This is a genomic window from Dyadobacter sp. CY326 (assembly GCF_021390515.1).
Lineage (GTDB): Bacteria > Bacteroidota > Bacteroidia > Cytophagales > Spirosomataceae > Dyadobacter.
This window is the reverse complement of the sequence record NZ_JAJUXI010000015.1, coordinates 20,304-39,777: the sequence shown is the minus strand read 5'-3', so window position 1 is coordinate 39,777 and position 19,474 is coordinate 20,304. Positions and strand designations below refer to the sequence as shown.

Sequence of the window (19,474 nt, the reverse complement as noted above, 5' to 3'; positions counted from 1 at the left end):
TGTCTGTATGATTTGTCCGCTCAGCAGGACCAGATAAGATTAGTAACGCTCAAACAACCGTAATCTTGCCTGAAAATCAGCCAATCAGGAAACTTTCTGGATCAAAAATCCCATCTACTGAACAGCATATCCTGCTTTTCCAAATCCTGGCGTCCCCGACAAGCTGAGCACGTCTGCACGAATGTCAATGGTCGTTGTTGCATCCGAATTGTAATATTCCAATTTGGCTTTTCCCTGCTTATCCGTTCGCAGCATAGGCGCCCAGAACACGGTTGCACGATAGTCCGGATTCGTTCCTTGCGGCCTTGTAACCTCGTAAGTCGGTGCGTAAAATTCTTTTGGCGCATTAAAACCAGCAATTTTCGTCACCAGCACACCGGGCACAACATCCTGCGAATAATCGTAATTTTCATTGCCTCTTTTGGTCAAAATCGAGATTACACCATTGCCTCCGCGGCTTCCGAATATTGCCGCCGAAGCTCCCTTCAAGACATCGATTGATTCCACGTCAAATGTGTTTAGGCTTGCAATCATATCCTTATCCACCGGCATTCCATCCAACACAAAAAGCGGTTCGCCCCGATTTCCACGAATGTAGACCGAAGCATTCATCCCGGAGCCAACCACCTGAACACCAGCCACTCGGCCAGCAAGAATGTCCAGAATGCTCCTTCCTGCCGATGCCATTTGCGAAGTCACTTTGATGGAAGCATCCGCAGAGCCATACAATTTTCTTGAATCGCGCTGCACCTCTTTTTTTCCTTTGATCGTCACTTCCTGCAATAACCGTTCCCGACTTTCGCGGATTTTTCGGGCAATTTCCTGGTCCTGTTCCGCACGTTTCAGATATGCCTGCAATTGCTGCGCGTCAACCGTTATGGGATAAAAAGGCGCCTTCACCAAGGTCACTTTTGGCGTTAAAAATGGATCGAGAATAAACGAAAGGTTTGCGTTTCCTTTCTTATTCATTCCCTGCAAACGGATTTTCAGCGAATCAGTAAAAACGAGATTGTAAACAGCAAAACGGCCCGCCTCATTGGTTTCGGCTGTCATGAATGTGCCCAGGCTGTCGTTGCTTACATACATGGAAAGCGCAATTTTATCAGTCAATTTTTTCTTGCCTTTCCTGACTTCTCCCTCCAATGTAACTCCCTGTTCTACAAAATGTTGTGGGCCAGGAAGCGAATCAGCAAGCACATCTTCCCACCGAAACCGACTCCATCCCTGGGTCATCATCAGCAAATCCGTATGAATCTTCCTTTCCGATTTTTCAGGATCAAAATAATATGCTGGCTGCTCGATGAAACCTTTCAGATCCGATGAAAGCAGGAGACTGGAAGTGATATTTTCGTCATAGGCCTGCTGCAAAATCTGCCCTGCATCCGTCACGGACACAGAAAGATTTGTTTCAACCGGTTTTCCAGCAGAATCTAAAACGGCAATCTCAACGGACGCTTTCTCGCGTGGCTTATAAGCCGTTTTTGAAGGCGTAATTTTCACCTGAAGGCTTCTGTTGTGGTTGACAAAAACCAGCCTTTCACAAACCGGTTTATTCTCATCATTGAACAGCGTCAAATGCGTAATGCCGTCGGGTAATTCAGTGGTTGGAAGACTCATCATCAGGCCTTTTGATGTGATTTTGCCCTTCGCCACAAATGCAACGATTCCTTTTGAATGACCAACAATGTGCACCAGAGACTCTTGCTTACCCGGAATTTTACAGTAAGCCAAAACCCTCATTTTCTGAGCATTGGAGAGATTATCGACGATCATTGTAAAGCCGCTTTCCATCATTTTTGGAAAATCGTAGCGCAAAGCTTTTCCATTTTTCCCATGCAAATAGGCCGTGTAAAGCTCGCCGGATTGCGGCTCAAACTGAAACCGGCCCATTCCCAAATGAGCGCTTTTGAATGACGCGACCGTATCATTGGCCTTATTAAGCACAAAACCCCTGACATCTTGTCCAAGGCCGCTTTCATTGACCGCTTTGAACGCAATGCGGGTGTTAATGCCAGCGACCATTTGGCCACCTTCGGGAAAGAATTTTAAATCGAGTTTGTTGGAGGAAACAGGCGGAGCAACGCTTTCAGGATCAAATAAATAAATGTCTTTTTGGAAAAACTGTTCATCAGAAAAATTGCGCATCCAGTTGGTGTACGCCCGGATCGTGTAAGCGCCTTGCTGAATGGAATCGGCCAACACAATTTCCCCGTTTCCAATGCCGCCCAACAACTGCACACGGCGCAACGCCACATTTCTGCCAGTCCGCTGCTCGATCAAGTCCACGTATAACATTTGACTCGCACTGTCCGGCATATGCAGCGCTCCTTCGACCAGATAACTTTTAAACCAGAGCGTGTCGCCGGTTACATAATAAGGTTTATCTAAATGCAGATAGGCCTTTTCTTGAGGAAATAACCTGCGGTAATTCGCAAGTTTGGCAGCGATATGCTGCGTGAAGTCCTCATCAACCCAGTTGAATGCGGTTATGAATAATAAGATGATGGGGATGAGGCATTTTCTGAAAATTTCTTTGATCCATGGCATAATGATACTATTAAGTAACCGAATGCAATTTAACGGTTCAGTCGGCTAACTAGCAAGTAAATAGGGTAGCTAATAATCAGAAATAATAATGCAAACTGGCTGCTCGGTAAATCCTGAATCACCGCACCGATCAGAAAAGCGATTGACAGAACGAGCATCACGATTGGCAGCACCGGATATGCCGGAACTTTCCAGGGACGGGGGAGGAGGGGCTCTTTTTTGCGCAATGCTAAAAGTGAAGCAAACCCGGAAGTGTAACCTAAGACAAAAAAGAATGTTGCAATGTCCGACAGCTTTTCGGTGGCATTTTTCCCGATGAGAATGAGTGTAATGGCTACGGCTGAGGTAATGAGCATTGCCGTGGCCGGCGTCCCGCCTTTGTTAACGCTGGTTCCGCCTTTGAAAAACAGTCCGTCACGGCTCATAGAATACAACACACGCGGGTTGAAAAGCAGCTGCGCATTGACAATTCCTAAGATTGAAATCATTAAAAAGAGCGTCACAATCTTTGCCGAACCTTCACCAAAAATCAATTTGATGGAATCCGCTGCGGCCAGTTTCGACTGTGACAATTGATCCATAGGCAAAATGTGAAGAATGGCCAGATTGCAAAGCAAATAAATGGCGATAATCAGTAAAACGCCTCCAATCATGGAACGCGGCAGGTTTTTGGTTGGGTCTCTGTCTTCTTCTGAAAAATATGCTGCGGTATGCCAGCCGTCGTAAGTATAAAAAATGGCTTGTAATGAGAAGATTACAGGCGCTATCCAGCTTCCGGTTTGCACGATTTTGCTCGTTGTTGTTTGTGCCTGCTCGGCTGTAACTTCATCACCATAAATGAAGCAAACGGCCACAAAAATAAATAACCCGAGACCCTTCAAAACACTCATCACATTCTGAAAGCTGCTTGCGAGCTCCAAGCCAATCCAGTGAATGCCTGTGAGAATGAGCAGGATTGTTGCGGCAACATAAGGCTCATAACCAACGAATGTGGGGATAAGCAGCGCCAGATATTCGCTCATGGTGTAAACGCCAAAACCTAATGCGGAACAGGTTCCAAGCCAGCTGTTTATCCCAACAACAAACCCGGCATAATTACCAAATGCGCGCTGGGCATAAATATACCAGGCTCCCGCTTTTGGCATTGAAGTGCCAAGTTCTATGGTGCAAAGCGTGCCCAGAAAAGCATACAGACTGACTGCCGCCCAAAGCCCCATAATCAACCAATAATCACCTAGTTGCGCTGCAATCGGGCCTGGTTTTCGAAGGATTCCGGTTCCAATTGTGCCGCCAATAGTGACGGCAATGCCAAAGCCGACGCCTAAAATTTTAAACAGTTCATTCTTGGCAGCGGGTTGTTGCATGGGGGAGGAGTGAAATTGTACTTTTCGAAAATAGGAAAACTTTTGGTTTACATTGCGAAAAATCCTTTATGCAGGAGATTATGTTGCAAGTGCGATCGTTTGGTTGTTGTATAAGCATTCATCGGGACATTATGCCTATTGACCGACACATTCGGTTTCCGCTGCAACAAATCGAGGTTGAAATACGATAATGTACTTGAAACCAAGCACTGTTACTGAATTATGGAACGCAAAGAATTTTTAAGAAGAGGATTTTCCGCATTGAGCTTGGCGGCCATTGTGCCACTCATCAGCTGTACAAGCGACACGATTGACCCCGAAGCGGCCGGTTTGGAAACGTCATCAGGCGCATGCACGGCGACGGCATCTGAAACCGCGGGGCCTTTTCCTACCAAATCACCAAGCGCGCTTGTTTCAAATGACATCACATCGGACAGGCCGGGAACCAAACTTTCTATTAAAATCACCATTCAAAACCTGAACAACAATTGCGAAGGGTTAGCTGGCGCATTGGTAGACATCTGGCACTGTGATGCAACAGGAAATTACTCTGAATATGGCGGCTCAGGCATGCAGTCGACAGACTACACAAATGTTCATTTTCTAAGAGGCCGCCAGACCACAGACGCAAACGGGCTGGTCACTTTTACAAGCATTTACCCGGGCTGGTACTCAGGCCGTGCGCCGCACATTCACGTGCATGTGTATAATGCAAGCGGCAAATCATTGCTTGTAACGCAAATTGCATTTCCCGAAGCAATCAGCAAAGTGGTTTATGCGCAAGGCGTTTATGCAAGCCACGGACAAGCGGATACGACCAATGCGCGGGATAATGTGTTCAGCGACGGCACTTCTACGGAGATGTCGACCGTAACAGGCAGCACGTCCGCAGGATACGAACTGACACACGCGATCGTTGTAAGCGCATAATGATCACTGCACAAATGGATATAGAAGCGCAGATTTTTCTTCAAAGTCAACGTGGACGATTCCAGTCGAACGGTTTTCGAGGGTTTTATACTTTTAACTTCGGGGATTACCAAGCTGAAAATAGGGAGCCGATAGGGAAATTGCTGGCTTTGAATGATGAAACGCTTCTGCCCCAATGTTCATGGGAAGTAACTGTCAATGAGCCAGTTCAGATTATTTTATTACCACTGGTGGGTGCTGTTGAAATAAACGAAGGAAAAGGAGACGTGCGATATGTTGATTCCGGTGAATGCCTGAGTCTCGTGGTAACGCCGAATGATGGTTTTTTAATTACAAACCCTTATCCGGATCAAGCCATTAATTACCTGCAAATCAGACTTTTGGACAAAGAAATTTCTTTGCAAAACAATGCTACAAACACTTTTGACCTAAACATTAAAAATACGCTTATTCCAATATTGGATGCCGATGCAGGTTATGGAATCTTGGTGATAGGAAAATATCAAGGACGCAAGGACGGCTTATATATTTCCAAAAATCCGGCAAATTGCATCTTCATTTTTATTATTGAAGGTGCATTTGAAGTCCAGAACAGGCTGCTCGAAAAGCGCGACGGGCTTTCATTGAAAAATGTGCCCGAGGTGGAATTTGAAGCTTTATCCAATGATGCCATTATTCTTATCCTGGAAACGGAGAATTGAGCGGTTTAAACACAAAAAAGCAGATGTCGCTAGCGCAACATCTGCTTTTTTCATTTAATATATATATTCTTAAAGAACAGCCTCAGCCAGAACAAGCACCTTGTTATTAAGCACTTCAACAACGCCGCCGTCGATCAGGTAAGTTTGCTTTGCAGCACCTGTATCCACAACTACATCACCTTTGCCCAGCGTGCTAACCAATGGCGCGTGACGGTTTAAAACCTGAAACTGTCCTTCTGTACCCGGTAATGTAACGGCATTTGCCTCTCCGGCAAATACTTTCTTATCTGGGGTGATGATCTCTAAATGCATGAATTCAAATGTTTATGAAGCATTACAACTTATCTCGTTGCTTCTGCAAGCATTTTTTCTCCTTTTGCCTGCGCATCTTCAATTGTTCCAACCAGGTTGAAAGCCATTTCAGGAAGGTGGTCATAACCGCCATCCATGATCAGGTTGAAACCTTTGATTGTATCATTAATGTCAACCAATGTCCCTTTCAAACCTGTGAATTGCTCTGCAACAAAGAACGGCTGAGACAAGAAACGTTCAACACGACGAGCGCGTGAAACGACAAGCTTATCTTCGTCAGAAAGTTCTTCCATACCAAGGATTGCGATAATATCCTGCAATTCTTTGTAACGCTGAAGAATGTTCTTAACACGCTGTGCGCAATCGTAATGTGCTGCACCCAATGTCTCTGCGTTCAAAATCCTTGAAGCTGAATCGAGTGGATCCACCGCTGGATAAATTCCTTTTTCAGAAACTTTACGGCTTAATACCGTAGTTGCGTCCAAGTGAGCAAATGTTGTTGCAGGAGCAGGGTCAGTCAAGTCATCCGCAGGCACGTAAACCGCTTGTACAGATGTAATTGAACCGCGTTTTGTAGATGTAATGCGTTCCTGCATCTGTCCCATTTCCGTTGCCAATGTTGGCTGGTAACCCACCGCAGAAGGCATACGGCCCAAAAGGGCCGACACCTCAGAACCTGCTTGTGTAAAGCGGAAAATGTTGTCAATAAAGAAAAGAATATCGCGACCCTGACCTTCGCCATCTCCGTCTCGGAAATACTCAGCCATTGTCAATCCTGAAAGTGCAACACGGGCACGTGCGCCAGGAGGTTCGTTCATTTGTCCAAAAACGAAGGTTGCTTGCGAGTCTTTCAATGTGTTGTAATCCACTTTTGAAATATCCCAGCCGCCTTCTTCCATGCTGTGTTTGAATTCGTCGCCGTATTTAATAATACCAGCTTCGATCATTTCACGCATTAAGTCATTTCCTTCGCGGGTACGCTCTCCAACACCAGCAAATACAGAAAGACCTGCGTAAGCCTTTGCAATGTTGTTGATCAATTCCTGAATCAAAACGGTTTTACCAACACCGGCACCACCGAAAAGACCAATTTTACCTCCTTTTACATAAGGCGCAAGCAGGTCAATTACTTTAATCCCTGTAAAAAGGATTTCAGTTGATGTTGCAAGATCTTCAAACTTAGGAGCTGAACGGTGAATTGAAATACCATTTGTGTTGTCAAGCGGTGTAAGTCCGTCGATCGCTTCACCGATCACGTTGAACAAACGTCCTTTGATGCCTTCACCAACCGGCATTTTGATCGGTGATCCAAGGGGAGTAACCGCCATTCCGCGCTGCATCCCTTCGGTGCTATCCATTGCGATGGTGCGGATACGGTCTTCGCCTAAGTGTTGTTGACACTCAAGAACGACTCTCTGACCGTTTGATTTGATGACTTCTAACGCATCAAGGATCGACGGAATAAGTCCGCTGTCCTCAAATGATACGTCTACAACCGGACCAATTACCTGCGTAATTTTTCCTATGTTTGTCGCGTTTGCCATTATATAATTTTGATTATCTCCAATGAGGTTTTTTTCAGACCGCAAAAGTATGGGATAATTTGGTCAGTACCAAGCGCGGAATTATTGATTTATTGGATATTTTTTAGATAGAGGGTTGGTTTTGGATAAACTGTCAATGAAAAACGGTTAAATTTGGCATAGTCCATATTGGTATAAATGAACAAGCAACTCCTGGAACGAATTACTTTCAATCCGAATCAATGTGGTGGCAAACCTTGTATTCGCAATATGCGCGTCAGGGTCACGGACGTTATTGAATTGTTGGCAAATGGGCTAACAGTTGAGCAAATTATAACGGAAGAACTTCCGGATCTCGAACTGAAGATATCACTGTATGCTTGCTTTACGCAGCCCTCAAATTGAACCATCCTGTTTTACAGGCTGCTTAATGATCATTCTGGATGCTCACATTCCGCCCAGCCTTGCATCGTGGATTGCGTCTTCTTACTTTATTGAATGTTATTCTGCGAAGTTTTTGAATTTATGTGAGGCAGAAGACAAGGAGATTTTCATGCTCGCAAGAGAAAAAGATGCCATCGTTATCACAAAGGATGACGACTTTGTGTCACTTCTTAGCAGAAATGGAAGCCCTCCCAGGGTAATCTGGCTGACCTGCGGAAATACATCCAAAGAACGATGGAAAGAGATCTTATCAGTAAATCTCGCACAAGCCCTTGCTTTGCTTCAAACGAGTGATTTGGTTGAAATTACTGGACAATAATGTTCACCATCACCTGTTATAAAACGTGGACACTCACGTTTGTGAATTGCTTTAAACAAAATTTATGAAGGAGTTTTTTTTCTGGAAGGTTTGGTCGCCGTCGGAACGAAATATGACGGTTGCTGCTTTTCTGGCGCTTTTTGTGGCGCTTGTTTTTTTTCTGGTTAAAAGCATTGATCCGCTAGCTAATGTGATCCGCTGGAATGTGGTTAGCGAGCTGTCGGAGACAACTGCCGTTTTAGATATTTTGCAGCTGGGACAATGGCAATATGGCATTTCAACGCCCACACATCTGGTTACGGAAAGCTTTATGGCCTCTGTCATGGAGACTGATTTTCTGAATGTGACCGCTTTCTGGGCCTTCTCTTTAATCGGACTTACGATCCTGCTAGGCGCTTTGACGACCATGTCCCGCTTCTATTATCTGGCTGGAATGATCGCTTTTATCATGTTTCTGGCATTTTCGAGATTGGAAACATTGGGCGTTTTTGGCGAAGGAAATCGCGCACTGTTTTTAATCGCAGTTGCACTTTACGGCGGCGTGACTTACTATTTCCATGCATTTCGGCCAGACTTTGGCATTGCAAAACGCATTATCGGCATTGGCATTGTGACCATATTGCTTGCATTGCTAGTCGCTTTTGCGTCCAATGCTCAATTTCCGTCATTAACAGCCGCCTCTTATTCTTATCCGTTTTGGCTAATTATGACCGTCCTATTCCTGATTGTCACTGCCACCGAAATTATGGCGGCGCTTGTGTGGCTGAGCACCAGCGGATCCACAGGAAAAGGAAAGTCTGGGCTAGTTAATTTTTTGGTAATCAGCATTCTATATTTATTGCTGCTCCTTCTTTTGTATTTGCGAAACACGAAGCAAATTGACTGGGAACTCACATTGGTAAGCCCTGTTTTCCTCGGGTTGGCGGCTGGACTTCTTGGTATTTGGGGTTTTCGTAAAAGGGCTGATTCTACGGATGGCATTATCCCGTTCAGAAGCACTGGATTCTGGCTTTACATGGGAATGTTCATCATTGCGGTTTCTTTTACGGCTTATATGGCTGGAATGGCCAATGATCCTGTTTTGGAGACATTAGAAGATGTTGTAGTCGAAGGCCAGCTTGCCATGAGCGTCCTTTTCCTTTTTTATGTACTGATCAATTTCCTCCCAATCTTTCAGCAAAAGCTGGCTGTTCACAAAGTCCTGTATAAGCCTTTGCGCTTTGGATTAACGCAAACGCGACTTTTCGGTTTTACAATTTTGATTGTATTGTTTTCAATCCAGAGATTGCTTCCCGTCAATCAAGCGATTGCAGGTTATTTCAATGGATTAGGTGATTTACATGCCAATACAGCGGAATTTTCGCTTTCGGAGCAATATTATAAACTGGCGGTTCAGCAGGAGTTTCAAAACCATAAATCCAATTACGCACTGGCGTCACTCGCCATCCGGCAAGGCGACAGAAATGCCGCGGCTTTTTACTTCCGGCAAGCTCTTTTAAAAAATCCATCGGCGCAAGCTTACGCAGGATTAAGCGGCATTTTAGCCCAGGAAAATCTCTTTTTCGATGCCGTTTACAGTTTGCAGGAAGGCACTCACAGGTTCCCAAAAAGCGGTGAGTTGCTTAATAACCTGGGCATGTTGTATTCCAAAACCAATGTGGCCGACTCCGCCTATTTTTATCTTGCAAAAGCAAAGGAGAACACAAACCGCGCTGAAATTCCATCAACCAATCTCCTGGCCATTCTTGCCAAAAGCACGGACGAAAGTTTACTCGATTCGTTGGCAACTGAAAGTGAGCAGCAAAATTATCTATCCTGGCAGGCAAATTGGCTTGCTGTGCAAAATTTAAGACAGAAATTTTCGAAGGAAACATTAAATCAATCAGCCATTCCGGCCGATTCGCTGCTGAGCGTTTCATCCTTTGCCTATTTGATGAATTATGCGGCTAATCAGGCAAAACAGGACAGTTTACCGGCAAAATTTCTGCCAACTTTGGCAGCAAAAAACCCCGTGCTGTCACAGGATTTGAGTCTTGCAGCGCTTTATTCTGAATATTATAGCGGAAGTAAATTAAAAGCACTCGAAACGCTTACCGGATGGACCGAAGATGCGGGCGAGAAAAGCGATTTATATCACAAAATTCTGGGCCACTGGTTATTGCAGCTGGGGCTTTATGATCAGGCCATTGAAAACTTGTCCGTAGTGGAAGGCGTTGAGGGAACAATTGGCATGGCTGTGGCCAATGCATTGTCTGACAAACAAGCGGTTGCAGTGGTTCTTTTGGACAAATTACAGGAAAAGCAACCCAGCGCAGCGATCGCACAATTAAAGCAAACATTGTTTTCGGGTGTAAAACCAAAATCTCCGGCGGATTCTTTGTTAAAAGTTGCAAAGCGGTCGCCTTCAGATAAAAATTTCGATAATGCAATTCGGGTAAATCCTTTTGATGAGCACGTTATTGCGGCTGCCTCCGCTTTTTACAGACAAAAGAAAGCGACGGCAAAAGCTTATAAAATCGTGCTGAATGCGTTGCGTTACAACGAATATGCGCCACAACTTTGGGAACAATATGCGTATTTGAGTCTCGAACAGGGTTTGATAGGCCAAGGCAATGAGGGTGAGCAAAAAGTGCGGCAATATGCCTTGCCTGCCGATTATCAGCAATTTATAATGCGCTATCAACCCATGCGGGCTCTTATCGAAAAACAACGAGCCGAATTTCAGTGATTTGTATTTTAGAGAACATATTACACTTCATCAACATGGCTTTATCCTGGAAATCTAATCTCAGCGGAACTGAATGTCGGATATTCCGCGACAAATTGATCGTCGGGCTCCTGAAAACGAGCATTTGGAAAGAAGATGGATATGGCGAGCTCAATGGACATTTGCTGCGATTCAAAGGCGAGGGATGGTTCAATACAACAACCAAGATTCTGGATATTGAAGGCAAAAAAGAGCTTGGAAAAATTCGTTACAATTATTGGAAAGGCTCAGCGACAATCAATTACGAAGACCAGGAATATGAATGGAAATTTCAATCCTGGACCCGGAAAAAATGGGTCGTACAAAACGCTGAGGACGCGGCGACATTCCAGTTGTCAAGCTTCTGGAAAAATGAGGGCAGCGTTGATAATGATTACATTCCAGCCGGAATTATTCTATCTGCTTTATACGTAAGCAATTACTGGCGCAAAATCGCAGCCTCTTCTTAATCAATAAGTTATTTTATTTCAAAAAAATCGAAAACAGCATCACATGAGAATCATTGAAACCACGGAAATTTCGAAACGTTATGTGATGGGAAGTGAAATAATTCAGGCACTCAAATCAGTCACAATTTCAGTCAATAAAGGCGAATATGTGGCATTTATGGGGCCCTCCGGTTCCGGGAAATCAACGTTAATGAACATCATCGGCTGCCTGGACACGCCAACAACTGGACGATATATTTTAAATAATAAGGACGTCAGCGATATGACGGAGAGTGAATTGGCGGAGATTAGGAACAAGGAAATTGGCTTCGTTTTTCAAACATTCAACCTTCTGCCCAGGATGTCTTCGCTCGATAATGTTGCCCTGCCGCTCATTTACGCAGGTTTAAGCAAATCGGACCGCACTGAAAAGGCCATGTTGTCGCTTAAAAACGTGGGTTTGGAAAATCGCGCTGGTCATAAGCCCAACGAACTTTCTGGAGGACAGCGGCAGCGCGTGGCCATAGCGCGGGCCCTCGTCAACGATCCGAGTATTTTACTTGCTGACGAACCAACCGGGAACCTCGATTCCAAAACCTCTTACGAAATCATGGATCTTTTTGACCAATTATACAGCAAAGGCAACACGATCGTGATGGTAACCCACGAAGAGGACATTGCCCATTATGCTCACAGGATCGTCCGCCTCCGCGACGGCCTCGTCGAATCCGACACTATAAATCCGAATCCGACTAAGGTTAGCGCTTTGGTCTAAAATTTAATAACTTTCCTTAAACTTTATCGAATTATGAAAGGGATCAGCTATTTAACGGATGAGGAAGGTCACAAAAAGGCGGTTGTCATTGATTTTGATTTGTTAAAAGATCGGGACAATCTCTTGGATATCCTGGATGATATTGAGGATGAAGTAGCAATTAATTTGAGAAAAAATGAGCCTTCACTTGATTGGGAGGAAATAAGAAGCTCGCTGATTTCAAAAGATTGATATGTACAAGATCATAATCAAAAGATCTGCTTTAAAGGAGTTAGAAAACATTCCAAAATCATTCAGATTAAAAATCATTGCGCACATTGATGCGCTCATGAACAATCCCAGGCCGAGGGCGTCAGGAAACTAGAAAATTTTACAAACAGTTATAGAATCAGGATTGGTAATTATCGTGTGATCTATTCGATTGAAGACGACAAGCTTTTGATAGAAGTGATTAAGGTTGCAGATCGAAAAGAGGCATACAAAAAGTAGTTATCTTTGCCTTAACATGCCAATCCGGCAGAATAACCGCAATGGGTCGTTCTTCCGGATTATTTTTATTTAATATTTTATGAAGATCAATTTTAAGGACCTGATATTATTTGAGGACGAGGATTTTTTGCTCGTTAACAAGCCGCCGCATCTTGCAACCCTTGACGAAAGAACTGCGGATAGGGGAGGAAGTGTGTTGAGACTAGCCAAAGAATACAATTCCGAATTGCAGGCAGCCCACCGTTTGGATAAAGAAACCTCTGGCGTGCTGGCTTTTGCTAAAAATCCGGCTGCTTATCGCCATTTGGCCATGCAGTTTGAACATCGTGAAGTTACAAAACGCTATCACGCGGTGACCAATGGCGTTCATAATCTGGAAAGCATCTCCGTCTATTTGCCAATTATGCAGCTGAAAAACGGCACCGCTGTGAAAATAGACCGGGCCGAGGGAAAAGTTGCAGAAACAATATTTAACACATTGAAAGTTTATCGCGGATACACATTGGTTGAATGTATCCCCATCACAGGGCGCATGCACCAGATCCGCATTCACTTGTCTTGCCTGAAAGCGCCTATCGTCTGCGATCCGCAATACGGCGGTGAGCCAATCTTCCTGTCGAGCCTGAAACGCAAGTTTAATCTTAAAAAAGAAACGGAAGAACAGCCTCTAATCCAGCGTGTTGCACTGCACGCATTTGCGCTTTCATTTGCATTAATGAATGGCGACCCGGTTCGGGTCGAGGCGCCTTATCCCAAAGATTTTGAGGTTCTTGTGAAACAGCTAAACAAATTTGGCGTATAGTAGCATGGTTTTTTACGGGTAATGTTGAAAGATTGTGTAGTTTAACATTCATTTTCCACCTAACATTAACACCATGCGATTACACACATTTATGAAGTCAGGTCTGTTGTTCATTTGCTTGCTGAGTTTTGTCATTTCAAATCGATCTTTGGCTCAAAGTGCTGCCAAAAATGATATAATCGTCAAACGCGACAGTTCAAGAATACAGGCTTTGATTACTCAAATGAGCTATGAAAAGATCAATTACCGCGATCTTGGAACCGCAGACAGCGCTAAAAGTTACATTTACCTTGACAAAGTTGCCCGCGTCATCCTGAAAACTGGAAAAATCATCCATGTCCGCGACTCCGTTCTGATCGGTCATGTGCCGCCGGATAGCGTCGGACAATATGCTGATATGGCCAATTTGCCGACCAATAAATTCGAACGGGACGTTGTAATGGCAAATTCCGATCAGTTGCGCGACAAATATCGTTACCATACAGACCGTTCGATAGACGGGAAAACAGGGGCAATTGTGTTTACTTCCTTTGCAGCCGCTTCCCTGATCTCAGGCGTCATCATTGCGGGTTCTGGAACAAGTCCGGATAACAAAACGATTGGAAATTCATTGGCGATTGCCGGCCCGGTTGTTGGCGTTGGATTGGGTTTGATTGGTTTCCGAAACTACAAGTTCCACAGAAACCGTGCTGAAAAGGTGAAAACCGAGCTTGTGCGCAGAAATCAATCGTTGACCATAATTAACTTCGCTCCAAGCCTTGATCCGTTCAATAAGTCAGCGCAATTAACATTGAGGATGTCACTGTAATAACATTTATTTAGTATCATTATTGGTATTAAATGTCTTATTATAACGTCCTTCCAGAATGAAAACCACCATTTCCAAGAAGAAGATCCTCCGGATTTTCTTCTTTCTATTGCTATTAACCGCTCATTTCGCTTATTCTCAACCGTCCCGCAAGCCGGATTTGATTACACTTCGCGACGCGACAAAGCTTGAAGTTTTGATTCAGGAAGTTGATGAGAATGTTGTGAAATACAAGAAAGTGACCGACCCGGACGGGCCACTTTTTACGGTCAGGAAAAGCGAAATAGCGGCAATCACATATGGAAATGGCGAAACTGAAACATTTGAAGCAGTGCTGGAAGTGCCAAGTTATTATTCGCCTTCTGCTCCAATGCAAACATCCAGACCGCCTGTTTCAAGCACGGTAACACCAAAAGCACGTTTTCATGAAGAGTTGCAGACAGCGTCACCAGAAAGACTGAGGGCGATTTATAAATTTTACAAAACGAAATCAAAAGGTGGCCTGATCATGGGCATTGCAGGAACTTCGGCCGGTGTAATTGTAGCCGGAATAGGAACCGGCATTGTAGCGAGCGCCACGGATGCCAATGGCAATTTCAAAAGTTCTCAGGACGAAAAAAGAGCAATACGAGGCGCATTGATGATGGCTGGTGGGTTTGCGGGCGCAGTAACATTTGGCACCGTAGGTTTTGTCAAAGCCGGACGAAACGGTTCAAAATCAACACGCGTGAGAAGGGAACTAATGAGACGAAATGAGCCGCTCACCTTTCAATTTTCACCAGGCTTCAATGCTGCGAGTGGAGCGGCGTTTGTAACGTTAAGCATTAAACTTTGAATCAAGATATAAGAAAAAAGGGCCTCGGGAAGTTTCCCAAAGCCCTTTTTCTATATGTAATGCTTGTCTTAGAATTTGAAAGTAATTCCTGCTTTCAAAGGAGAAGCGTTGTAACCAACTTCTGCAAAAACACCCATTGTTGGTTTGAAATAATAACGAGCTCCTGCGAACACGCCGAAGAAAACACCGCTTCCGTAACCATCGTCATAGATTCCTGAGAAGCCATCCGGTGTGCTGTATGAAGAGATCCGATATCCTAACGCCGGTCCAGCATACAAATCAAGGTTATCCATTGTTAAAAAATGCTTTCCGTAGTGGTAAGAACCTCTTGCAGCAATGGTAAAAAAGTTATATCTCCACTTATAACCCGAAAATCCACCGTAACTCCAAGTGGTGAAATCTGCCTGTGCACCAACACTTATAAAATCATGCACCCCAGCTTCATAAGAAGCGCCTAGGCCTATGCCGCCGCCGCCGTACGTCCCGCCAAGATTAATACCAAGATTCAATAACTTATCTCCTTTCTCATATTGCGCGAAAGCCTTTTGAGACGTTGTTCCTAGTACGGCAACAACAAAAAACATAAATAGAAAATTTTTCATCGTAATAGATTAGTTTTTGTTAATAAAAATAATGGCACAAATTAAAACCTTTTGTTTAATGCTTCAAAACTTGTGCCATTGATAATTATTATTCGGGACGCACGATTATGTAAATGGCGAAACGAATGATCTTAACGGTATTTTCCTAGATTGACTTTCTCAGTTTGTCCTTGAAAACCTTCTTAAATTTGTCCAGTTTCGGAGCGATTACAAATGCGCAATATCCTTGATCTGGATTGTTTGCGAAGTAATTTTGGTGATAATCTTCTGCCGGGAAAAACTTCGGTGCAGCAGTGATTTCAGTTACAATTTTTTTGTCATATGCCCCGGATTTGTCCAATTCGGCTTTTGCCTGCTCGGCAAGCTTATGTTGTTCCTCATTGTGAAAAAAGATCACCGAACGATACTGCGTGCCAACGTCATTTCCCTGACGGTTAAGCGACGTTGGATCATGGCTGCGGAAGAATGCTTCAAGCAAGTCTGCATAACTGATCACCTTAGGATCGTAGGTCACTTCCACGCACTCCGCATGTCCCGTGTTGCCCGTGCAGACTTCCTTATAATTTGGATTGGGATCATGCCCGCCAGCGTAACCCGAAACCACCTTTTTTACGCCATCCAATGACTCCATAACGGCCTCCGTACACCAGAAACATCCGGTTCCAAATGTTGCGGTTTCCGTATTCGCCAAGTCTACGTTATTTTCGTCCAATGCTGTCAAAGCCGTTTCTTTGTTCATTTGCTTTTTTTGTTTTTTGTCCGACTGTGCGCAGGATATCACAACCATGCAACACAGAAAAAGGAACGTGAAAATAGGGATGGTGGTTCTCATTTTATCGATTTGTGTTATTCCTATTTGGTAAACGAATCGCGATCAAAGAAAGTTTATGTGACGCATTCGACGATATTTACGAAATTTGGCCATGAAAAGATCACTAAATGCACAGCTTTTCAACTGACAACCCATGCATGCAATCCGCCCATGACCTATCTCCATTTTAAGGCATTACACATCATTTTCGTAGTAAGCTGGTTTGCCGGACTTTTTTACATGCCGAGGCTATTTGTCTATCACACAGAGGCTAAGGATAAAACGAGCCCGGAGCGGGAAATTCTTTTTGCCCAATTCACAAAAATGGAAAAGCTGCTTTGGAACGCCATTATGACGCCCGCTTGCTGGCTCACCATCATTTTCGGCTCCACTATGCTTTACATCACACCTTCCTGGCTGGACCAGGGCTGGATGCAGTTGAAGCTTGTATTTGTAGCCGGCCTGATCGCTTATCATTTTTTTACTCGCAAAATCCTGCTGGAATTACGTCGTGGTGTTTTCAGGTTTTCCTCTTTCCAACTTCGGCTATTCAATGAAATCGCAACAATCTTTTTATTCTCGATCGTTTTTTTGGTTGTGTTAAAAAACACCGTGGATTGGCTCTGGGGCGTGCTGGGGCTCGTTATTTTTGCAATACTGATGATGACAGCAGTCCGGATAGTGAAGCGTATCAGGGAAAAAAAGTCTGCTGGTACGATGCAATAATTTTTTTCAAATAAATTAAATCAGATTTATTTTCTTCTATATTTGCCATTGGTAATGTCGCAAGACATCATAAACTGAGATATGAAGACTTTGAATACTATTTGGTGGTGGCGTGCACGTCTTAACAAGATGGACGAGTAGTCATTGCTTTGGTATAATCAAAAATATACTTTACATACGGCTCGCTGTTCATCTGACAGCGAGCCGTTTTTTTGTGCCATAATTATAAAATTTTACGATTATAAAAATGTCAAATCCTACCTTTCAGATATCAACCCGCCACAAGAAGCTTCTGGCCGACACATTAACGCCGGTTTCCATTTATCTCAAATTACGAGATAGATTTGTCAACACCATTTTGCTGGAAAGCTCTGATTATCATGGCAATGAAAACTCATTTACATACATCTGCTGCGATCCTGTTGCTTCTTTCAAACTGAATCAGAATGTGGTTACGCAGCAATTTCCGGACGGGCAGCAGCTAAATTTGACCCTGGAAAAGCCGAAAGATGCAGTGCAGACGTTATATGCTTTTGCCCAAAGTTTCAAATCGGAAAAAAGCGGTTTTCCTTTTATTTCCAATGGCCTTTTCGGTCACATGACTTACGATGCGGTAAGTTATTTTGAAGACATTACCATCCAGCCTGCGAGCCCGGAAACGGACATTGACCAGATTTTTTATCAGGTTTACCGATATGTGATTGCCATTAATCACTTCAAAAATGAGCTTTACATTTTTGAGCATCAATATGGCGACAGCGAGCAGGAGAGTGGCATTGAGCAGATTGAGATTTTGATCAAAAACCGCAATTTCCCTAAATATGATTTCCAAATCGCTTCTGATGAAACGTCCAATGTGACGGATGATAAAATGCGGGCGGTGATTCAGAAAGGCATTGACCATTGTCTTCGAGGTGATGTGTTCCAGATTGTTCCTTCGCGCCGGTTTAGTCGCAATTTTCAGGGAGACGAGTTTAATGTTTATCGGGCGTTGCGATCCATTAATCCTTCGCCGTATTTGTTCTATTTTGATTACGGCAGTTATAAGATCTTTGGCTCTTCGCCTGAGAAACAGATCTTTATCAAAAACGGACAAGCTGAAATTCACCCCATAGCAGGCACATTCCGCAGAACGGGCGACGATCAGGCGGATGCAGAGGCCGCGCAGGCGTTGTTAAATGATCCAAAGGAAACTGCGGAGCACGTAATGCTTGTTGATCTGGCAAGAAACGATTTGAGCAGAAGCTGTGACGCGGTGAAAGTGACGAATTATAAGGAAGTCCAATATTATTCGCACGTGATTCACTTGGTCTCCAAAGTTGTTGGAAAAATGAATGAAGGTGTGAATCCATTGCAATTGGTGGCGGACACATTCCCTGCGGGAACGCTTTCGGGCGCGCCCAAACACAATGCCATGAAGCTGATTGACCAGATGGAAACGAGCAACAGAAGCATTTACGGCGGCGCGATTGGTTTTATGGATTTCAATGGAGATTTCAACCACGCGATTGCCATCAGAACATTCCTGAGCAAGAATAACACATTGTTTTTCAGGGCTGGAATGGGCGTTGTGGCCAAGTCCAATGTGGAAAGCGAATTGCAGGAAATTAACAGCAAGCTGGCCGCTTTACGCAAAGCGATCGAGTTTGCAGAAGAAATTTAAACATTAGGACAATCCTCAAAAACTGGAAATAATGAAAATCTTAGTGCTCGATAATTACGATTCTTTCACTTACAACCTCGTCTACATTCTCCGCGAGCTGAATGATCAGGTGGACATTGTCCGCAATGATAAAATTGCGCTGGAAGAGGTTGGTAAATATGATAAAATCCTCCTTTCTCCCGGCCCGGGCATTCCGTCAGAAGCGGGCATTATGCATGAACTGATCCGCGAATATGGTCCTAGCAAGAGCATTTTGGGCATTTGTCTGGGGCATCAGGGCATCGGCGAGGTTTATGGCGCAGCACTCGAAAACATGACCGACGTGCTGCATGGCATCAGCGATACGGCCATTGTTACAGATCAATCGGAGCGCATTTTTAAAGGCTTGCCAACTGAGATTAAAGTCGGACGTTATCACTCCTGGACTGTTATCCCTGAAACATTCACGGAAGATCTCACCATTACGGCATTGGACGAAAAAGGCAGAGTTATGGGGCTTTCTCACAAAAAATATGATGTTAAAGGCCTGCAATTTCACCCGGAATCTGTGCTGACAGAGCACGGGAAAGAAATGCTGGAAAACTGGTTGGCAATTTAAGATTACTTCCTCCTCAATAGTAAAAACTTT

The 19,474-nt window shown here is 44.1% G+C and carries 21 protein-coding genes and 1 pseudogene; 16 read left to right on the top strand and 6 right to left on the bottom strand.

Going from position 1 to position 19,474, the window contains the following annotated elements; all coding sequences use genetic code 11:
* Window positions 1–114: 114 nt before the first annotated feature.
* Both LZG73_RS25305 and LZG73_RS25300 read right to left on the bottom strand, forming a co-directional pair.
* On the bottom strand, window positions 115–2,547 hold the full coding sequence (locus LZG73_RS25305; protein WP_233855608.1) for a TonB-dependent receptor plug domain-containing protein: 2,433 nt from the start codon (window positions 2,545–2,547) through the stop codon (window positions 115–117).
* 29 nt (window positions 2,548–2,576) lie between these two features.
* The gene (locus LZG73_RS25300; RefSeq protein ID WP_233855606.1) at window positions 2,577–3,911 is read right to left on the bottom strand and encodes an APC family permease; all 1,335 of its coding nucleotides are present in this window, start codon (window positions 3,909–3,911) and stop codon (window positions 2,577–2,579) included.
* A 222-nt stretch (window positions 3,912–4,133) separates the two neighbouring features.
* Between LZG73_RS25300 and LZG73_RS25295 the strand changes: the two genes are divergently transcribed.
* Complete coding sequence (locus LZG73_RS25295; protein WP_233855604.1) at window positions 4,134–4,841, top strand: intradiol ring-cleavage dioxygenase; 708 nt, start codon at window positions 4,134–4,136, stop codon at window positions 4,839–4,841.
* Window positions 4,842–4,855: 14 nt separating this feature from the next.
* The gene (locus LZG73_RS25290; RefSeq protein WP_233855602.1) at window positions 4,856–5,542 is read left to right on the top strand and encodes a hypothetical protein; all 687 of its coding nucleotides are present in this window, start codon (window positions 4,856–4,858) and stop codon (window positions 5,540–5,542) included.
* A 69-nt stretch (window positions 5,543–5,611) separates the two neighbouring features.
* Here the strand turns inward: LZG73_RS25290 and atpC are convergent, their stop codons facing one another.
* Window positions 5,612–5,854, bottom strand: a complete 243-nt coding sequence (gene atpC, locus LZG73_RS25285) for an ATP synthase F1 subunit epsilon (protein ID WP_233855601.1) — start codon at window positions 5,852–5,854, stop codon at window positions 5,612–5,614.
* Window positions 5,855–5,883: 29 nt separating this feature from the next.
* On the bottom strand, window positions 5,884–7,398 hold the full coding sequence (gene atpD, locus LZG73_RS25280; protein WP_233855599.1) for a F0F1 ATP synthase subunit beta: 1,515 nt from the start codon (window positions 7,396–7,398) through the stop codon (window positions 5,884–5,886).
* A 177-nt stretch (window positions 7,399–7,575) separates the two neighbouring features.
* Between atpD and LZG73_RS25275 the strand changes: the two genes are divergently transcribed.
* From LZG73_RS25275 to LZG73_RS25235, 11 genes and pseudogenes are all read left to right on the top strand, one after another.
* Window positions 7,576–7,782 (top strand): DUF433 domain-containing protein, encoded by a 207-nt coding sequence (locus LZG73_RS25275; protein ID WP_310588464.1) that lies wholly within the window; start codon window positions 7,576–7,578, stop codon window positions 7,780–7,782.
* Between the two features lie 25 nt (window positions 7,783–7,807).
* Window positions 7,808–8,140, top strand: coding sequence for a DUF5615 family PIN-like protein (locus LZG73_RS25270; RefSeq protein ID WP_233855597.1), 333 nt, complete (start codon window positions 7,808–7,810; stop codon window positions 8,138–8,140).
* 64 nt (window positions 8,141–8,204) lie between these two features.
* Window positions 8,205–10,868, top strand: a complete 2,664-nt coding sequence (locus tag LZG73_RS25265) for a tetratricopeptide repeat protein (protein WP_233855594.1) — start codon at window positions 8,205–8,207, stop codon at window positions 10,866–10,868.
* 35 nt (window positions 10,869–10,903) lie between these two features.
* On the top strand, window positions 10,904–11,356 hold the full coding sequence (locus LZG73_RS25260; RefSeq protein WP_233855592.1) for a hypothetical protein: 453 nt from the start codon (window positions 10,904–10,906) through the stop codon (window positions 11,354–11,356).
* Window positions 11,357–11,399: 43 nt separating this feature from the next.
* Window positions 11,400–12,110 carry an ABC transporter ATP-binding protein gene (locus LZG73_RS25255; RefSeq protein WP_233855591.1) on the top strand — a complete coding sequence of 237 codons (711 nt, stop codon included), beginning with the start codon at window positions 11,400–11,402 and terminating at the stop codon, window positions 12,108–12,110.
* Between the two features lie 33 nt (window positions 12,111–12,143).
* A complete protein-coding gene (locus LZG73_RS25250; RefSeq protein ID WP_233855590.1) occupies window positions 12,144–12,341 on the top strand; it encodes a hypothetical protein in 198 nt (65 codons plus the stop codon).
* A gap of 1 nt (window position 12,342) precedes the next feature.
* Complete coding sequence (locus LZG73_RS25545; RefSeq protein WP_255697434.1) at window positions 12,343–12,474, top strand: type II toxin-antitoxin system RelE/ParE family toxin; 132 nt, start codon at window positions 12,343–12,345, stop codon at window positions 12,472–12,474.
* Window positions 12,475–12,485: 11 nt separating this feature from the next.
* A pseudogene (locus LZG73_RS25750) lies at window positions 12,486–12,599 on the top strand (type II toxin-antitoxin system RelE family toxin); the annotation flags it as partial.
* 79 nt (window positions 12,600–12,678) lie between these two features.
* Window positions 12,679–13,401: an RluA family pseudouridine synthase gene (locus LZG73_RS25245; protein ID WP_233855589.1), complete on the top strand. Its 723-nt coding sequence runs from the start codon at window positions 12,679–12,681 to the stop codon at window positions 13,399–13,401.
* Window positions 13,402–13,474: 73 nt separating this feature from the next.
* Window positions 13,475–14,209, top strand: coding sequence for a hypothetical protein (locus LZG73_RS25240; RefSeq protein WP_233855588.1), 735 nt, complete (start codon window positions 13,475–13,477; stop codon window positions 14,207–14,209).
* Between the two features lie 58 nt (window positions 14,210–14,267).
* Window positions 14,268–15,044 carry a hypothetical protein gene (locus LZG73_RS25235; protein ID WP_233855587.1) on the top strand — a complete coding sequence of 259 codons (777 nt, stop codon included), beginning with the start codon at window positions 14,268–14,270 and terminating at the stop codon, window positions 15,042–15,044.
* Between the two features lie 68 nt (window positions 15,045–15,112).
* On the opposite strand, the gene LZG73_RS25230 is transcribed toward LZG73_RS25235, so the two are convergent.
* Both LZG73_RS25230 and msrA read right to left on the bottom strand, forming a co-directional pair.
* A complete protein-coding gene (locus tag LZG73_RS25230; RefSeq protein WP_233855586.1) occupies window positions 15,113–15,646 on the bottom strand; it encodes a hypothetical protein in 534 nt (177 codons plus the stop codon).
* Between the two features lie 145 nt (window positions 15,647–15,791).
* Window positions 15,792–16,385, bottom strand: coding sequence for a peptide-methionine (S)-S-oxide reductase MsrA (msrA, locus tag LZG73_RS25225; protein ID WP_233855585.1), 594 nt, complete (start codon window positions 16,383–16,385; stop codon window positions 15,792–15,794).
* Between the two features lie 243 nt (window positions 16,386–16,628).
* Here msrA and LZG73_RS25220 point away from each other — a divergent pair, with 243 nt between their 5' ends.
* The 3 genes from LZG73_RS25220 (at window position 16,629) to LZG73_RS25210 (ending at window position 19,444) form a co-directional block, all read left to right on the top strand.
* Window positions 16,629–17,183 carry a CopD family protein gene (locus LZG73_RS25220; RefSeq protein ID WP_233855583.1) on the top strand — a complete coding sequence of 185 codons (555 nt, stop codon included), beginning with the start codon at window positions 16,629–16,631 and terminating at the stop codon, window positions 17,181–17,183.
* A gap of 247 nt (window positions 17,184–17,430) precedes the next feature.
* Complete coding sequence (locus LZG73_RS25215; RefSeq protein WP_233855581.1) at window positions 17,431–18,846, top strand: anthranilate synthase component I family protein; 1,416 nt, start codon at window positions 17,431–17,433, stop codon at window positions 18,844–18,846.
* Between the two features lie 31 nt (window positions 18,847–18,877).
* Complete coding sequence (locus LZG73_RS25210) at window positions 18,878–19,444, top strand: aminodeoxychorismate/anthranilate synthase component II (protein WP_233855579.1); 567 nt, start codon at window positions 18,878–18,880, stop codon at window positions 19,442–19,444.
* Window positions 19,445–19,474 lie beyond the last annotated feature (30 nt).